The sequence below is a fragment of the Oerskovia paurometabola genome (assembly GCF_016907365.1).
Taxonomy (GTDB): domain Bacteria; phylum Actinomycetota; class Actinomycetes; order Actinomycetales; family Cellulomonadaceae; genus Oerskovia; species Oerskovia paurometabola.
The window spans coordinates 1182665-1199219 of the sequence record NZ_JAFBBV010000001.1 but is presented as its reverse complement, the minus strand read 5'-3'; the positions used below and the strand labels follow the sequence as shown (position 1 = coordinate 1199219).

15 protein-coding genes are annotated in these 16555 nt (G+C 72.6%); 5 read left to right on the top strand and 10 right to left on the bottom strand.

Annotated elements, in window-relative coordinates; genetic code table 11:
• The first annotated feature begins 8 nt into the window (after window positions 1-8).
• The 4 genes from rarD to JOD48_RS05335 all read left to right on the top strand — a co-directional run bounded on the left by rarD (window position 9) and on the right by JOD48_RS05335 (window position 3646).
• Window positions 9-920, top strand: coding sequence for an EamA family transporter RarD (gene rarD / locus JOD48_RS05350; protein WP_204810381.1), 912 nt, complete (start codon window positions 9-11; stop codon window positions 918-920).
• 109 nt (window positions 921-1029) lie between these two features.
• Window positions 1030-1524 carry a YajQ family cyclic di-GMP-binding protein gene (locus tag JOD48_RS05345; protein WP_191791633.1) on the top strand — a complete coding sequence of 165 codons (495 nt, stop codon included), beginning with the start codon at window positions 1030-1032 and terminating at the stop codon, window positions 1522-1524.
• A 221-nt stretch (window positions 1525-1745) separates the two neighbouring features.
• Window positions 1746-2594 (top strand): HAD family hydrolase, encoded by an 849-nt coding sequence (locus tag JOD48_RS05340; RefSeq protein ID WP_204807921.1) that lies wholly within the window; start codon window positions 1746-1748, stop codon window positions 2592-2594.
• Window positions 2594-3646, top strand: a complete 1053-nt coding sequence (locus JOD48_RS05335) for an alpha/beta hydrolase family protein (RefSeq protein WP_204807919.1) — start codon at window positions 2594-2596, stop codon at window positions 3644-3646. The genes JOD48_RS05340 and JOD48_RS05335 overlap by 1 nt, the downstream gene beginning before the upstream one ends.
• Before the next feature lie 63 nt (window positions 3647-3709).
• On the opposite strand, the gene htpX is transcribed toward JOD48_RS05335, so the two are convergent.
• From htpX to JOD48_RS05300, 7 genes are all read right to left on the bottom strand, one after another.
• Window positions 3710-4585, bottom strand: coding sequence for a zinc metalloprotease HtpX (gene htpX / locus JOD48_RS05330; RefSeq protein ID WP_204807917.1), 876 nt, complete (start codon window positions 4583-4585; stop codon window positions 3710-3712).
• 205 nt (window positions 4586-4790) lie between these two features.
• A complete protein-coding gene (locus JOD48_RS05325; protein WP_204807915.1) occupies window positions 4791-6221 on the bottom strand; it encodes an FAD-dependent oxidoreductase in 1431 nt (476 codons plus the stop codon).
• A gap of 242 nt (window positions 6222-6463) precedes the next feature.
• Window positions 6464-6991 carry a hypothetical protein gene (locus tag JOD48_RS05320; RefSeq protein WP_191791759.1) on the bottom strand — a complete coding sequence of 176 codons (528 nt, stop codon included), beginning with the start codon at window positions 6989-6991 and terminating at the stop codon, window positions 6464-6466.
• The gene (locus tag JOD48_RS20090) at window positions 6988-7464 is read right to left on the bottom strand and encodes an LpqN/LpqT family lipoprotein (protein ID WP_204807913.1); all 477 of its coding nucleotides are present in this window, start codon (window positions 7462-7464) and stop codon (window positions 6988-6990) included. The genes JOD48_RS05320 and JOD48_RS20090 overlap by 4 nt, the downstream gene beginning before the upstream one ends.
• 79 nt (window positions 7465-7543) lie before the next feature.
• Window positions 7544-8332: a hypothetical protein gene (locus JOD48_RS20085; protein ID WP_204807911.1), complete on the bottom strand. Its 789-nt coding sequence runs from the start codon at window positions 8330-8332 to the stop codon at window positions 7544-7546.
• On the bottom strand, window positions 8311-9726 hold the full coding sequence (locus tag JOD48_RS05305; protein WP_191791756.1) for a hypothetical protein: 1416 nt from the start codon (window positions 9724-9726) through the stop codon (window positions 8311-8313). The genes JOD48_RS20085 and JOD48_RS05305 overlap by 22 nt, the downstream gene beginning before the upstream one ends.
• The gene (locus JOD48_RS05300) at window positions 9723-10025 is read right to left on the bottom strand and encodes a hypothetical protein (protein ID WP_191791755.1); all 303 of its coding nucleotides are present in this window, start codon (window positions 10023-10025) and stop codon (window positions 9723-9725) included. The genes JOD48_RS05305 and JOD48_RS05300 overlap by 4 nt, the downstream gene beginning before the upstream one ends.
• A gap of 124 nt (window positions 10026-10149) precedes the next feature.
• On the opposite strand from JOD48_RS05300, the gene JOD48_RS05295 reads away from it, so the two are divergent.
• Complete coding sequence (locus JOD48_RS05295) at window positions 10150-11106, top strand: hypothetical protein (RefSeq protein ID WP_204807909.1); 957 nt, start codon at window positions 10150-10152, stop codon at window positions 11104-11106.
• A gap of 15 nt (window positions 11107-11121) precedes the next feature.
• Here the strand turns inward: JOD48_RS05295 and JOD48_RS05290 are convergent, their stop codons facing one another.
• The 3 genes from JOD48_RS05290 to JOD48_RS05280 all read right to left on the bottom strand — a co-directional run bounded on the left by JOD48_RS05290 (window position 11122) and on the right by JOD48_RS05280 (window position 16525).
• On the bottom strand, window positions 11122-11667 hold the full coding sequence (locus tag JOD48_RS05290) for a hypothetical protein (RefSeq protein WP_204807908.1): 546 nt from the start codon (window positions 11665-11667) through the stop codon (window positions 11122-11124).
• Window positions 11664-11960: a WXG100 family type VII secretion target gene (locus JOD48_RS05285; protein WP_030151988.1), complete on the bottom strand. Its 297-nt coding sequence runs from the start codon at window positions 11958-11960 to the stop codon at window positions 11664-11666. The genes JOD48_RS05290 and JOD48_RS05285 overlap by 4 nt, the downstream gene beginning before the upstream one ends.
• Window positions 11961-12067: 107 nt before the next feature.
• Entirely contained in the window at window positions 12068-16525 is a 4458-nt protein-coding gene (locus tag JOD48_RS05280) for a type VII secretion EssC family protein (RefSeq protein ID WP_204807905.1), read from the bottom strand.
• Window positions 16526-16555: the final 30 nt, after the last annotated feature.

Sequence of the window (16555 nt, the reverse complement as noted above, 5' to 3'; positions counted from 1 at the left end):
CTCCGGGCATCCCCACGCCGGCCCCGATCGACCGCCTCGGCGTGGTCCTCGGGGCGAGCGCGTACTTCCTGTGGGGCGCGATGCCCCTCTTCTTCCCGCTGCTCCAGCCGGCGGGGCCGCTCGAGATCATCTCCCACCGCGTGGTGTGGAGCCTGCTGTTCTGCCTCCTCCTGCTGCTCGTGATGCGCAAGCTGCCCGCGTTCCGGGCCGCGTTCCGCGTGCGCCGGACCGTGGGGCTGCTGGCGATCGCCGCGGTGCTCGTGGCCACGAACTGGACCGTGTACGTCTACGGCGTGCTGTCCGGGCACGTGCTCGACGCGGCCCTCGGGTACTTCATCAACCCCCTCGTCACGGTGCTGCTCGCGGTGCTCGTGCTCAAGGAGCGGCTGCGCCCCGCGCAGTGGGTCGCGCTCGGGATCGGCACGGCCGCCGTGGTCGTCCTCACGATCGGCGTCGGCCGGCTCCCGTGGATCGCGCTGACCCTCGCCGCCTCGTTCGGCCTGTACGGACTCGTCAAGAACCGTGTCGGGCGCGACGTCGAGGCCCTTCCCGGCCTGGCGGTCGAGACGACCCTGCTGTTCCCCGTGGCGCTCGGCTACCTGGTCTTCCTCGGGGTCACGGGTGTCGGGACGTTTGCCGCCGAGGGCACCGGTCACGCCCTCCTGCTCGCATCCAGCGGCGTCGTCACGGCCCTGCCCCTCCTGCTGTTCGGCGCGGCGGCCCGACGCCTGCCGCTGAGCCTCGTGGGCATGCTCCAGTACCTCGCGCCCGTGCTCCAGTTCCTCGTCGGGCTGCTCGTGTTCCACGAGTCCATGCCGCCCGCTCGGTGGGCCGGCTTCTCGCTCGTGTGGCTCGCGCTGATCGTGCTCAGCGTCGACGCCCTGCGCGCGATGCGCGTGTCCCGGCTCGCGGCTCGCTGACCGATCGGACCGCGGTCGGCTCGCAGGCGGGTGCCCGAGGCGACGCCCCCGGCCCCCGCCCACTACCGTTGACCCCAGACCAATCCACCTACCGTGTCAGGAGAGCACCGTGGCCGATTCATCGATGGACATCGTCAGCAAGGTCGACCGCCAGGAGGTCGACAACGCCCTCAACCAGGCGATCAAGGAGATCCAGACCCGCTACGACTTCAAGAACATCGGCGCGTCGATCGCCTGGAGCGGCGAGAAGATCGTCATGGTCGCGAACTCGGAGGAGCGCGTCCTCGCGATCCTCGACGTGTTCCAGACCAAGCTCATCAAGCGCGGCATCTCGCTCAAGGCGTTCGACACGGGCGAGAACGAGCCCAAGCTGTCGGGCAAGGAGTACCGCCTCGAGGGTGTGCTGAAGGAGGGCCTCGCGGGCGAGAACGCGAAGAAGGTCACCAAGATCATCCGCGAGGAGGGGCCCAAGGGCGTCAAGACGCAGATCACGGGCGACGAGGTCCGCGCGACGAGCAAGTCGCGCGACGACCTCCAGACCGTCCAGGCGCTGCTCAAGGGCGCGGACCTGGACTTCGCGGTGCAGTTCACGAACTACCGCTGACCAGCTCCTGACGGGCGCGTCGCTGCTCGGGCTCCTGCCCGACGGTGGCGCGCCCGTCCGCGTTCCGGGCCCCGCCGTGTCACGCCCGCGACGTGCGGGCGTGTCGCTACCGCGCCGACCTAGACTCGCGGCGTGGACACTCACCGACTCCCGGCGGTGGCGCCCGTGCTGAGCCACGGGGCCCTCGACACCGTCCCGGCGCGCGCCGCTGGGTCCCCGGCATGACCAGCCCCCTGCGCCGTCCTCGCGTGATCGCGACCGACCTCGACGGGACGCTGCTGCGCTCGGACGGCACGGTCTCCGACCGCACCCGCCGTGTCCTGGCCGCTCTGGACGAGGCCGGCACCCAGGTCGTGTTCGTCACGGCCCGCCCGCCCCGCTGGCTGACCGAGGTCGGGCGCCTGGTGGGAGGGCACGGCGTCATCATCTGCCTGGGCGGGGCGTGCGTGTACGACGTCGGCACGCGCCAGGTCGTCGAGTCCCGTGGCTTCGCGCTGCCCGCCCTGCGTGACGTGGTCAGCGACCTGCGCGCCGCGGTGCCCGGTGTCGCGCTGGCCGTCGAGCAGATCGACGGCCCGGTGTTCGACTCGACGTTCCGGCACGAGGAGGACATGCCGGACTCCTGGCGCGGGCCGGTCGAGCGCGCGCTCGACTCCCCCGTCGCCAAGCTGCTCGCGCGCACGGACGCCCTGGGCCAGGACGAGTTCTTCGAGCAGGTGCTCGACGTCGTGGGAGACCGTGCCCTGCTCGCGTTCTCCGGGGCCGCGGGGCTCGCCGAGCTCCTCCCTCCCGACGTGACCAAGGCCGGTGCGCTGGCCGCCTGGTCCTCGTCCCACGGCATCGGGGCCCACGAGGTCTGGGCGTTCGGCGACATGCCCAACGACCTGCCGATGCTCACCTGGGCGGGAACCTCGTACGCCGTATCGAACGCGCACCCGGAGGTGCTCGAGGCCGCGACCCACGTGACGGCGTCGAACGACGAGGACGGTGTCGCGGTAGCCCTGGAGCGGTTGCTCGACGGGGCAGCCCCATCGAGCACGCCGACGGCAACCGAGAGACAGGGCAGCTGATGCGCGCCCGACAGGGCACCGGGCCCCGCCAGGCACCCTCGGCCGCGACCGGCCGACGCGGCCGGACGGCGGCCCTCGCGCTCGCGCTCGCGCTCGCGCTCGCGACCACCGGGTGCACGAGCCCCGCCCCTGCGGATCAACAGGTGCCCGCATCGACCTCCTCCCCGGCCACCGCGCCCGACGACGCGATGCTCACCACGTTCTCCTACGGCCCGCGCCCGGCCCGGACCGCCGACCTGATCCTGCCCGCAGCGCTCGCCGCAGGCACCGAGGAACTGCGTACGCCGTCCGAGACCACGGAGGTCAAGGAGGCGGGAGAGACCGTCGACGTCGTCGTCCTGGTCCACGGCGGCGGCTGGGGCGCCGAGTACGACCGCTCGTCCGAGGCCGCGGTGGCCCGCGACCTCACCGACGACGGCGTCGTGGTGTGGAACCTCGACTACCGCGGCGTGGGCGCGGCCGACCCTGCCGACGACGGCGGTTGGCCCGGCACGTTCGAGGACGTCGCGGCAGGCCTCGACCTGCTCCCCGAAGCCCTCGGGACCGTGGGCCTGACGCCCGGGCGCGTGGCCGTCGTCGGGCACTCCGCGGGCGGGACCATGGCCCTGTGGCTCGCGGCCCGGCACACCCTGCCCGACGGCGCCCCCGGAGCCTCCCCGCACGTCCGGCCCGACCTCGTGGTCACCCAGGCGGGCGTGAACGACCTGGCGGCCGCGGGGTCGGTGCACGGGTCGCGGGGGCCGGTCGAGGCGCTCATGGGCGGCTCGACGAGCGAGGTCACCGACGACCGGTACGACCTGGCGGACCCCACCGCGCGGCTCCCGCTCGGCGTCCCGACGCTCGTGACGACCGGCGACCTGGACGCCGTGGTCCTGCCCTCGGTCGCGACCGGCTATGCCGAGGCGGCGCGAGCGGCCGGGGACGACGTGACGCTCGCGGTGATCCCTGGCGAGGACCACCTGTCGCCCCAGAACCCCCGCTCGGGCGCGTGGGCCGCGGTGCGCGACTGGCTGGCCGAGCGCGGCATCACGTCGGCGGGGGCCGCGAGATAGAGGGAGCTCGGCTCTCCCTCGGCGGCAGGGACCTTCAGCGACGGGTGCCTCGGCGACGCGGGCTCAGTAGCGCGTGATGCCACCCTGCTGGCCCGCCATGCGCTCGAGGCGCTGGATGCGGTCGGCCATGGGCGGGTGCGTCGCGAACATCTTCGCGACGCCCGCGCCGCGGAACGGGTTGGCGATCATGAGGTGCGAGACGTCGACGAGGTCGCGGTTCTGCGGCAGCGGCGCGCGTGCCGTCCCCTGCTCGAGCTTGCGCAGCGCCGAGGCGAGCGCGAGCGGGTCGCCCGTGAGCTTGGCGCCGTCCTCGTCGGCGTCGTACTCGCGTGTGCGGGAGATCGCGAGCTGGATCACCATCGCGGCCACGGGCGCGAGGAGCGACATGGCGATCGCCGCGAGCGGGTTGCCCCCACGCTCGCGGTTGCCACCGAAGATCAGCAGGAACTGGGCCAGCGACGTGATCACGCCGGCCATGGCGCTGGCCACGGACGACGTGAGGATGTCGCGGTTGTACACGTGCATGAGCTCGTGCCCCAGCACGCCGCGCAGCTCGCGCTCGTCGAGGAGCGTCAGGATGCCTTCGGTGCAGCAGACCGCGGCGTTCTTGGGGTTGCGACCCGTCGCGAACGCGTTGGGGGCCTGCGTGGGCGAGACGTACAGCTTGGGCATCGGCTGACGCGCGGCGGTCGAGAGCTCCCGCACGATCCGGTACATCGCGGGCTGCTCGAGCTCGCTCACCGGCCGCGCGTGCATGGCCCGGATCGCGATCTTGTCGGAGTTCCAGTACCCGTACGCCGTGGTCACGAGACCGATCGCGACGAAGATCCACAACGTGCTGGCCGACCGTCCGAACACGGCCCACAGGCCCAGGATCACGACCCACATGATCCCGAAGAGCCCTGCGGTCTTCAGACCGTTGAAATGCTGATGACCCACGCTCAGCCCCTTCCGTCGAGCACAGGATGCCGTGGTGCGAGCATCCACCGGGAGAACGCTCGGCGCACGCGGGGGGTTCCCTGCGCCGCCTGACCCGGACGGCTCGGCATGCCGGGCCTGAGCGCGGCTCCGTCCTCGCAAGGACGACGACGGCGCCCCGGCCCGGGTGGGCTGGGGCGCCGTGGCGTGGTGCGCGTCGTGCGGGTCAGGCCTCGGTGGCTGCCTCGGTCTGGCGGCGGGCGATGCGGATCATGTCCTCGCGGGGCACGACCTTGATGCGCTCGCGCCCGTGCGGCTCCCCGAGGGTGCGCTCGTGGGCGTCCAGGACCTCCCAGTCGGCCCACTGGACGACGTCCACGCCGCGCTCGGTCAGGAACTCCAGGACCGCCTCGGGCGAACCGTGCGGCGCGACGCGACCGGCCTCGAGGTCACCCTCGACCGCCTCCACGCCCTCCGAGGCGGCGACCGCACCGGTCACGTCCTCGACGAGGTGGCGGACGGTCTCGGACGCGTCGGACTTGGTGTGCCCGATCAGCCCGACCGGGCCACGCTTGATCCACCCCGTGGCATACACCCCCGGGATCTGCGCACCATCGATGTCGATGACCCGACCCTCACGGTTGGGAATCACACCCTTGAGGTCGTCGAACGGGATCTCGGGCAACGGCGACCCGAAGTACCCCACCGCCCGGTACACCGCCTGCACCGGCCACTCGAAGAACTCCCCCGTCCCGCTGACCGTCCCGTCCCCGTTCAACCGGGTCCGCTCGGTACGCAACCCCTCGACCCTGCCCTCGCCCAGCACCGCGACCGGCGCATGCAAGAAATGCAGGTGCAACCGCCGCGAAGCCGTGAACTGCGACGGGTCCTTGAGCGTCCAGTCCGTCAACGTCTTGACGACCTGCTTGGTCTGGTTCGAGGAATTGATCGCGGCCATCGACCCCTCGTCGAACTCGAAGTCCTCCGGATACACGATCACGTCCACGTCCGGCACGTGCCCCAGCTCACGCAGCTCCAACGGGGAGAACTTCGCCTGCGCCGGACCACGACGCGCGAACACGTGCACGTCCGTCACCGGCGACTCCTTCAACCCCTGATACACGTTCTCCGGGATCTCCGTGGGCAACAAGTCGTCCGCATGCTTGGCCAGCACCCGCGCCACGTCCAGCGCCACGTTCCCCGCCCCCAGCACCGCGACCTGCTCGGCCTCCAACGGCCACGTGCGCGCCACATCCGGGTGCCCGTCGTACCACGACACGAAATCCGCCGCACCGAACGACCCCGGCAGATCGATCCCCTCGATCGCCAACGCCGCATCCCGGATCGAACCCGTCGAGAAGATCACCGCGTCATAGAACTGCCGCAGATCATCCAGCTTCAGATCCACCCCATACTCCACATTCGCGAGCAGACGCACATCACCCCGGGCCAACACCTTGTGCAACGCCACGATGATCGCCTTGATCCGCGGATGATCCGGCGCCACCCCGTACCGCACCAACCCGAACGGCGCAGGAAGACGCTCGAACAAGTCGATACTCACCTCGACGCCCGTCTTCGACAGAATGTCCGCCGCATAGATACCAGCAGGACCAGCGCCAACAATGGCGACACGCAACGGACGAGAGCTGCTCACAGGAAAGAACGCCTTCCGGTCGAGGAGGGGAGGTCGGCCCGCAGGAGGTGGGCGGACCGGTCACGCGGGCTGTCCGGGTGAGTCCGCGGCCGCCAACGGGAGAACCACTCGATTGTACGACTGAGGTGAACCTTCACACTGCCAGCGAATCTCGCCTAGTGGAATGGCGTCTCATGATCCGGCCGAATGTTACGGCGCGGGCGGGGCGGGCGGCGGTCAGAGGCAGCCTCCGCTCGTGAGCCTCACCTCTCGAAGAGGCGCACGAAACGGTTGTCGACGCGAGGCCGCCAGCCGAGAGACCGGAGCGTCGAGAAGACCGGGACCTTGATGGTCGACGGGCTCGCCGACACGGCGGCGAGGTGCGCGACCTCGTAGGCCCGGTCCCCCGACGAGGTCACGCGCTGCGCGACCACCAGGCTTCCCGACCGTGTACCGAAGGTCTTGCCGCGGTGGGCGTCCCAGCGCGCCTCGGCGTGGACACCGACCGGCGAGGCGGCCACGCTCCTGCGCGACCTCCCGCTGATCTCCGTGAACCGGTAGACCGCGCGTCGGGCGTCGAGCCGCACCACGAGCCGGTACGACCTGGTCGCCTTCCCCGCCCCGAGCAACGAGCGCCACCGGGCCTCCCAGCCCGTCCAGGTCAGCGTGACCTGGGCGCCGTGCTTCCACTCCTCGACCGATGCCGAGTACGGCAGGTCGCCGGAGCCGAGACCCAGCAGGGCCGCGACCACGTCGTCGAGCGGTGCGGCGTCCGCCACCGCGCCGGTCACAGGGCGATGCTCAGGCTGTCCTGGATCGCACGGATCTCCGGCAGCGTGCTCGGCATCTGTGCCCCCGTGCACGACCCCGTCACCTGCACCAGGTCCTTGACGGGCCCGCGGTCGACGAGCACGATCCGCACCGCCTGGACGAGCGCGCCGAGAGTCGGCTCCGCGAAGATCCCCTCGATACGGAACCCGGCGTGCCCCTGGACGTCGATCTCCGAGCGCCCGAGCTCCTTGTACTGCGGAAGCGCGGTCAGCCGCGCGACGACCTCGCCGATCGCCTGGTCGAGCGTGTGCTCGGCCCGGACCCGGTTGAGGACCGTGATGACGTTGGCGCGAAACTCCCCACCGGCGGCGTCCTTCGCCAACGCGAGCGGCAGGCCCACCTCAGGGAGCGGCTGCCAGCCGTCCGGTTGGTCGAGGCTCACACCGGGGTAGGCGGGGAACTGCTCGCTCGGGAACTGCAGGGTCGACGGCACGGTCACTCCTCTTCGGGGTCCACGGGGCCCGGACAGTCTAGGCGGCAGCGCGTCCTGACGGCCCGGGCCTCGCGGGACGTCAGGACGCCGCGACCTCGCCGGCGTCCTGCAGCAGCCCGACGAGGGCACGCCACACGTCACCCGGGCTCCGCCGTTCCAGGACGACGGGCGTCGCGGGATCCGGGACGTCGAGCCCGAACGGCTCCGCGGGCGCGACGCGCTCCCACAGGCCGAGCGGCCCCGCGTCGACGACCGCGAGCGCGCGGACCGTGGACCCGCCGGGCGCATGGACCGTCACGCGCCACGTGAGCCTGGCGGCGTCGAGGACGTCGGCGGCGCCGCCCAGCGCCTCCTCCGGGTCGGCCGTGCCGTCGGACGCACCCAGCGCGCCGACCGTCGTGGTGAGGACGTCGGGCAGGGAGCCGCCCCCGGTGGCGCCGTCCCGCCCGAGCCCGACCGTCGTGGCGATCCACGGCACGACCATCCCGACGTCGACCGGGAGGTACTCGGCCTGCGCGGTCCCCGGCCAGCCAGAGCGCGCCCAGCACACGGCCACGCCGCCGACCGAGGCGAAGGCGAGGCCGTGGTAGACGATCCCGTCGTCGCTGCTCGTCTCGACGTCGACGAGGAGCGAGCTCCCCGCCAGCGCCTGGGCGAGCTCGCCGGCCGCCGGGTCGACCGCGTCGTCGGCGCCGAGCACGCCCGCCTCGCGCAGCGCGTCGACGGCGGCGTCGAGCCCTTCCTCCACCACGCCCTCCTGGGCCAGCTGGCCCAGGACAGCGAGGTGGTCGGGGAAGAGCAGGAAGCGCCGACGACGACGATCCATCGCCGCGGGCAGCCCTTCGGTCAGTCGAACGGGTTGAGCCACGAGCCGAACTCCTTTGCCTTCTCGACGCCGGCGTCCACCGCGTCGCCCACGACCTCGGTCGTGGCGTTCCATCCGTCAGCGACCATCTCCGCGCCGTTCGCGGCGAGGTCCTCGATCTCGTCCCAGTGGGCGATGATCTCGGTCGTGCCATAGATCGCTCCCGTGATGACGGCAGCGCCGATCGTCACGGGGTTGGGGGCGATCATCGCAGCCGTGAGGCTTACGTTGAAACCGAGCTCCGCGACGTCCGCGACGTAGTCGATGCCGTTCTCCTGGAACGCATCGATCGGGTTGCCCTGGGAGGCCACGTTCACGAGGCTCATGCCTGTCGCGCCGACGGCACCGACCACGCCCAGGCCGCGCAGGACGCCCGAGGCCTTCGCACCTGCGCTGAGGCCTGCGCGCAGAGCACCGGTGTCAGCGGCCGCGGCAGCCGCTCGACCTGCTGCCCACGGCGTCATCCCACCGGCCGTCCCCGTCACCCCGGACGTGCCGAACATGACTCGTCCGAAGGCGTTGAGCCCGTTGAACGTGTTCGCCCCGACACCGGCCCCGAGGCCCAGGCGGAGCCCGAGAGCGTCGAGCCGCGGGCTCAGAGCCTTGACGATCAGGCTCGAGACCGAGTTCTGGGTCAGCATCTTGTCCCTGGCCCAGTGCATCCACAGCGCCGCGCCGTACTTCGCCGTGTAGAAGCCCGAGTAGGCGACCCCGCCTGCCGCCGTCGCCGCCCACACCGTCGAGCCGAGAGTCCCCTCGTGCCCGGCCATGCCGGGAAGCATGCTCAGACCGTTGGCGACGATGCCGTTGACGTAGTCCTCGAACGACTCCCGGTGCCCCCGCACCAGCACCGAACGGGTGTCCTCGAGCGCACGGCGGCACGCGAGCGCCGCGGCCTCGAGCGTCTCCCGAGCCCGGTCCGCCGCAGCGGTCTGCGCCTGGAACGCCACCTGCGCGTCCCAGATCGCTGCCTGGCGCTGCTGGCCGGTGTAGAAGGCCATGTCGGGGCTAGCCGTCGTGTCGATCGTCCGCAGCGCGGAGCCGCACGACGCGGCAGCGTCGTCGGCGAACCCTTGTGCCGTGGCGACGGTCGTGCGCGCCGTCTCGAGCGCGTCGGCATAGGTCCGCAGCGCGCCGGCTCCCGTGCTCATCGCCCCCTGCACGTTCTCCACGAGCAGCGCGACGCCCTCGACAGCGACGGGCGCCGCCTCGCCGGCGACCCCGACCCAGTCGTCGCCGAGCGCACGGGCTCGGGCTCGCAGTGCCCGCAGCGCGTCGCCGAGGCCGTCGTGCACCGTTTCGAGGCCGCGGGCGGCGGTACGCAGCCCCTCCGGGTCACCTTCGACCGGGGCGAGCCGGGGAGCGGACGGCGCCGGCGTGTCGACGAAGTAGGTCATCGGAGCTCCCTCGCACCGTTGGCCAGCACCTGGTCCTGCTCCGCATAGGCCGCCGCAGCGTCGCCGAACTGCGTCGCGAGCTCACCCAGCGCCACCGCCAGGGCGCCGAGACCGGCACCCCAGTAGTCTCCGAACTCGCTCGCGCCCGCAACGACGTGCGGGTGGCCACCTGCTGCCGAGGCAGCTGCTGCCTGCTGAGCGATGTCGCCTGCCAGGTCCCCCAGCGTCCCCGCGGTGGTTCCGAGCGAGATCGCTGCCGCATCGATCGCCTCGGTGTCGACGCGAAGCGTCATCGTCATGTCCTCTCGTCCGCACGGCTCTCCACCGCGCGTGGCCATGCTGCCAGATGCTGCCGATGCTTCACCATGGGGACAACTCCCCACACGCGCTGTCGCGGCAGCCACCGACGGTAGCCTGACTCCCGTGACGCACCACGACGAGAACGGCGGCGCGCTCCCGCAGCCGCAGGGCGACGCCCGGGAGACCTCCGCCGAGACTGCGACGGACGCCGCCGACGCCGCTCGTCGACCTGACGCGCGGCGGGTCCCACGGCTCGACGCGCTCGTGCCGGGGTCCTTGCTCGACCGGGGCCGCGCGGCGCTCGCCGGGGTCGAGTCGGCCCGCGCGAACGTCGAGGCCACCGGTGCGAGCATGCGCGGCCTCGGTCGACGGCTGCGCGCACCGGGCGCGCTCTTCGGGCCGCCGGCACCCGCGGTCGGCGTCCCTGCCGCGCCCGAGCAACCTCTGCACCGCAGCCAGGCCGAGGTCGCCGCGCTCCTCCCCCGCTCGTTCGAGGTCGCCGTGCCCGAGGCGCGGGGGGACGTCGGCCAACGGGGGTGGACCGGGCGAGTCTTCCTGGTCGGTGAGCACTCACCGGGATACCTGGTCCGCCGCTGTCCTCGCGCTCCGCTCGGCACGGGGGAGATCGCCTCCGGCCTCCTGGAGCTGGCGGTGGAAGGGCTCGTCGGCCAGCACACCGGCGGCAGCGACGACCCTCACACCGTCGAGCTGCTCGACCCCGAGGGGCACGTGCTCCTGCGCAGCACGCCCCTCGTCCCTCGTCGCCACGACAGGACCCTGCGCGAGGTGTCGCTCGCGGACGGGACCCCGGTCGCAGCCGTCGTGGGGGGCTCACGAAAGGCCCACCATCGCGAGGTCGTGCCCCGCGGCGCGCTCCGCGGCGCCCCCGTGCTCACGGACCTTCTCGACCTCTACCCCGGCCGGGACAACGCCGCGCGTGTCTGGCGCGGCCTCGACGAGCTCGCGTCGATCCGCACGGAGGACCGTCAGCGCATGCTCACCGTCCGCGACCTCACCGCCGACGACGAGGCTCTGCTCGTCTGGGCAGCGGCGCTCTGCTGGTGGGGTGCAGGCACCTGACCGTCGGCCCGTCGTTCAGACCGTCGCGCCGGCCGCCCCGGCGAGGCAGACCTGCAGGGCAGCGACGACCTGCTGAGGCTTGCTGCACTGCACGCGGATCCAGCTTCCGTCCGTGAGGCGCAGCAGCAGGAGCCCTGCACCCAGGGTGGGGGCATAGGCTCCGCCGACAAGCTTGCCCCCGGCGACGGTCGTGCCGTCCGGCAGACGTTCGCCCTCGTGGAGCAGGCCATGGGCTGCGACGTGCGCGACCACGCTCGGGTCGATCGTGGCGGCGGGGAAGTGGTCCCTGCCGGCCCGCAGACCCGTCTGGTCCACGACGATCTTCTGGTACCGCCGGGTGGAGTACACCGTCACCAGCACGACCGCCCCGACGATCACGCCGATCATGGGCCACACGAGCGCGTCCCACCAGCCCCGGACCACGGTGTCCACGAGGAACGCGACGGCCGTCGGTACCGCGACCCACGTCGCCGCGCGGCCGTACCCGCCGCCCGACTCCCGGTACGGCAGGACGGCCGCCCCGACGTCGGGGCGGCCGTCCGAGGGTCCAGCAGTCGTCACCGGGCGATCGCGGAGCCGAGACGCGCGTCGAGCTCCTCCATCGAGTCCGCGGCGCGCGCGAGGAACGTGTGCATCTCGACGAGCCCCTCGACCGCGTTCTTCGCGCCGAGGTTGAACTGGTCGTAGGAGGCCATGAACTGCGTCGAGGCCTGGTCCGTCACGAAGCCGGACGAGACGAGCGCCGTGACCTGCTTCATCAGATCCGCGAGGATCTCGTCGAGGTGCCCCTTGCCGATCTCCAGACGGCCCGCTGCGTCCCGCATCTCGCTGTAGGTGACGTTGACGTTCGCCATGTCGATTCCCGCTCTCTTGATCCATCGTCGGCCTCGCGGCCCGTTGTCGTCGCAACCGTACCGAAGGTGCGGTCGCATGGGTATGGGGAGAACTCCCCACGCGCGCGTCAGCCCATCGGGACCTGTACCCGGGTGGTGCTGCCGCGCGCGATGTAGTAGCCCCGGCCAGGGGGGAACTCCGCACGGGAGACCCTGGGCAGGGAGGTCTTGAGCAACGAGTCGCCCTCGAGCGCCTCGGGCTGCAGCAGCAGCCCGCGGCGGCCGTTCTTCATCTCGGCGAGCAGGGGCCACGGCGAGCCCCACCGGGAGGACTCGGCCTCCGCGACCACGAGGCACGAGCCTCGCTGGGCCGCCTTCATGAGCGCGACGAGCGGTGCGTCCGCCGGTGACTGCAGGTACTCGTCGACCCCCTCGACGAAGACGGCGACGGGTCCGGCCGCCAGGTCCTCGGCGACGTCCTGGGCGAGGGCCACGACCTCGTCGACGCTCCGCGCGACCCGGTCCCAGGGCGCAGCGGACACCAGCGAGGACCCGGGGTGCGCCGCGAGGACGATCCGGGTCTTCGGGGCCGCGCGGACCAGGGACCTCGCGAGCGCCGCGAGCGCCGTCGTCCGACCGCTGCCGACGGGCCCCGACACGAGGAACGTCCCCTCGGGTGCCCAGCCGAGGGCGTCGAGCGTCTCGTCGCCGATCCCCAGCACGGGCTGCCCGTCGACCTCGTCCGGCAGCACGTCGGCCGTGTACTCCTGCGGCAGGGCGCCGATCCTCGGTGCCTGGAGCACCCCGGCCTTGCGCATCGAGTCGCCCAGCCGCACGCAGGAACGCGCCTGCTCGGCGGCAGAGGTCGTCCCGCCGATGACCGCGACCTGGGTCTCCGCACCGTCGACCACCGCGCGGCCCGGCGGCGACGACGGGGTGAGCACGTCGCCGGGGACGTCGAGCAGCCCGTACCCGTCGTCGGAGAGCCGGAGCACGACGTTGCGCTGCACGGCCGAGCGGACCGCGGTCGGCACGGCGCCCGCACGGTCGGCCGTGAGGGCCACGTGGATGCCGAGCTGGCGTCCCTCGGCGAGCACGTCACGGAACACGTCGAACCACACGGCCCGGCCCGCGCCCTGCTCGAAGTCGTCGCGGAACGCGCCGAAGCCGTCGACGAGCAGGAGGATGCGCGGCACGTCCGTGCGGCCCGTGAGCGCGCGGTACTCGGTGACGCTCGACGCGGAGGCCTCCGCGAAGAGCGGGCCGCGACGGTCGAGCTCGGCGCGCAGCATGCGCAGCAGGCGGACCACGCGCTCGACGTCGTCGCCCATGATCACGGACCCGACGTGAGGCAGGGACTCGAGCATCCGCAGGCTACCGCCCGCGAAGTCGAGGCCGTAGACCTGGACCGCCCCGCCCCGGGGCGTGATCCCCGCCGCGATGCCCAGCGTGCGCAGCGCGGTGCTCTTGCCCGCACCGCCCGTGCCGTACACGGCGAGGTGGCCGTCGGTGTCCGGGCGGAAGTACGTCGGCCGTTGGGCCTGCACCTCGGGCAGGTCGGCGACGCCGATCAACAGCTCGGTGTCGGTGCGCTGACGCAGGCGGGCGAGGTCGTAGACCCCGGCGAGCGAGTCGAGCCACGGGCGGCGCGGGCTCGGGATCTCGGCGTGCCTGCTCGCGGCCCCGATGCACGCCACGAGGCGCTGCTGGTCGTTGGGGCCGAGGTCCGTCTCCTCGGGCACGACCGCGGGCTGCGGCGCGTCCCAGCGGATCTCGCCGCCGAACCGCAGGGCCGCGACCTCGATGCGCAGCGGCTGCGCCTCGTCCGAGGTCCAGCCGCCGGCGTAGGCCGACTGGAACGGGCGCACCCTGCCGGGGCCCGTCTTGGCCAGCCCGCGCCCCGGGAGCCCGGGATCGAAGTGGGCCGCCTCGGGGGTCCCGACGACGTCGGACGAGTCGGACTCGTCAGCCATGCGCAGGGCGACGCGAAGGTTCGTGTTCGCCCGCAGGTTGTCGCGGATGACGCCCGCCGGGCGCTGGGTCGCCATGATGAGGTGGATCCCGAGCGAGCGCCCTCGCTGCGCGATGTCGACCACGCCGTCCACGAAGTCGGGCACGTCGGAGACGAGCGCCGCGAACTCGTCGATGACGATCACCAGGGCCGGCGGAGCGTCGGGGTCGCCCCGCTTCTCGAGCTCGAGGATGTCCTTGGCCTTCTTGCGGTTGAACAGGTGCTCGCGGTGGTGGAGCTCGGCCCGCAGGCTCGTCAGGGCACGCCGCACGAGGTGCTGCGACAGGTCGGTCACGAGGCCCACGCAGTGCGGGAGCTGGACGCAGTCCGCGAACGCGGAGCCGCCCTTGTAGTCCACGAACAGGAACGTGACCCGGTCCGGGCTGTACTCGGCAGCCATGGCCAGCACCCACGCCTGGAGGAACTCGCTCTTGCCCGAGCCGGTCGTCCCGCCCACGAGGGCGTGCGGGCCGTGCGTGCGCAGGTCGAGCTGCATGGCCTCCGACCCGGCCGAGCCGACGAGCGCCCGCAGCCCCCCGGCGCGACGTCGCCTCGGCACGGCCCCCGGCGTCCGGTCGGTGATCGAGAGGTTCTGGTTCCACCGGTCGATCACGGCCTCGCCGGACGTCGCCATGTCGGGGCCGAGCAGCGTCAGCAGGGACACGGTGCGCGGCAGGTCGCTCGCGTCCTCGTCGACGACCCCCGCGTCGAACACCGGTGCCATGCGACGGCCGTACTCGACCGCGGCGGCCGCGTCGACCGTCTCGAGCACGACGTCGTCGACGGACAGGCCGAGCCGGACCATGCCCACCGAGGTGCGGTCGGGACCGACCTCGACGTAGGTGCGGCACGCGGCGGGCAGTCCCCGGACGCTGTCGGCGACCCACACGGGGAACACCCCCGCGTCGGGCCCCGTCTCCGCGAGCTGGGCGAGACGTGCACGGTCCACGTCGACCTCGGAGGACACGAGGACGACGACCGCGGGCAACGGCGAGCTCGTCCCCTCGACGGGTCCGCCTCCGCCCTCCCCGACGCTCGCACCCCGCTCGAGGGCGGCGTCGCGGGTCCGGGCCGCGCCTCGACGCGTGGCGCGCTGGCTCTTGAGCCGGGTCCGGATCAGCTCCTCGAGCTGGGCCAGGAGCACGGCGCCGCTGCTGGCGCTGTCGGCGAGGTGGTTGCCCTCGATCGGGCTCGTCGAGGCCGACGTGTGCGGCATCCACTTGAGCCACTCGAGCGAGCGCGACCACGTCGGTGTCACGAGGGAGCAGACCACGAGGTCGGTGGGCGAGTGCAGCACCGTGAGCTGGACGAGCACGGAGTTGACCACGGGCTCCACGAGGTTCTTGGCCCCGGCCAGCCCCAGCGCACCGGCGTCGTGCAGGTTCTCGACCACGGGCACGCCCGAGACGAGCTCGTGCCGGTCGACCAGCTCGTCGAGACGCCCCTGGAGCTCGGGGACCATCTCACCGCGCCCCGGCGTCTCGACCTCGTTGCGCGAGGGCATCGAGCCGAGCCCGAGCCGCACGTTGAGGAAGGACCAGTGCTCGGGGCGGCGCGTCCACAGCAGCGGCCCGCGACGCAGCCCCTCGGCCAGCGTGAGCGGCGTCGCCGGTGCCTCCTGGAGCCTCGCCGACCGCTCGGCGACCTCTTCGTCGCGCAGCGCGGCCCGCAGGCCCTCGAGCCGCTCGTCGAACCTCTTGACGTCGCGCTCCAGACGACGACGGCGCCGCTGGCGCTCGGTCACGTAGCTGCCGACGAGCATGAGCGGGCTCATGAGGATGAACAGGAGCGCGGTCGGGCGCTGCGTGACGAAGAACATCAGGAGGCCCATCACCACCGGCGCGACGAGGGCCAGCGCCGGGAAGGTCTGGGGCTCCTCCTCACGGTTGGCGCTGGGCGCCGTGAACTTCTCCCCCGCGTAGCGCGGCTCGACCTTGGGCGAGCGGTTGAACGGGACGGGCCCCGCGACCGGACCACCCGCAGCGCTGCCGAGCGGGTCGACCACGACGACGGTGTCGCCGAGCACGAGGGTCTGCTGCCGGTCGACGCGCAGCCGGGTGACCAGACCGCCGTCGACGACGATGCCGTTGGCCGAGCCCAGGTCGACGACCTCGGTACGGTCGGACACGTCGATCCGGGCGTGCTTCTTCGAGACGAGGGGGTCGGACAGCACGAGGTCGCACCCCGGTTCGCGTCCCACGACGTAGCGCCCCGCGACGAGGTCGCGCTGCAGCCCGGCGTCCGGCCCGGCCACGACCCGCACACGGGCCAGCACGTTCTGGACGTCCTGCATCGTGCTGGCGGCGCGGGCGGCGTCGAGGAGGTGCACGACGGCCCCGGAACCGAGCCACGCCTCCGCGATCGGGACGTCGGGGTCGAGGACGACCGACTGCTCCTGCCCGGGGAGCTGGGCGCGCAGGGTGAGCGGGGGGACGTCGACGAGCGACCCCATGTTCCGGGGGTCGCGCACTGCGACGGCGCGGGCGACGTCGCCGACCGTGCTGCCGGCGTCGGCCGTGACGACGATGTCGTCGCTCGTGCCGTCGTGGCGCACGAGAGTCATCTTGAGACGCACAGGGACGTGTCCTTCGTAGCAGGTGCGTGG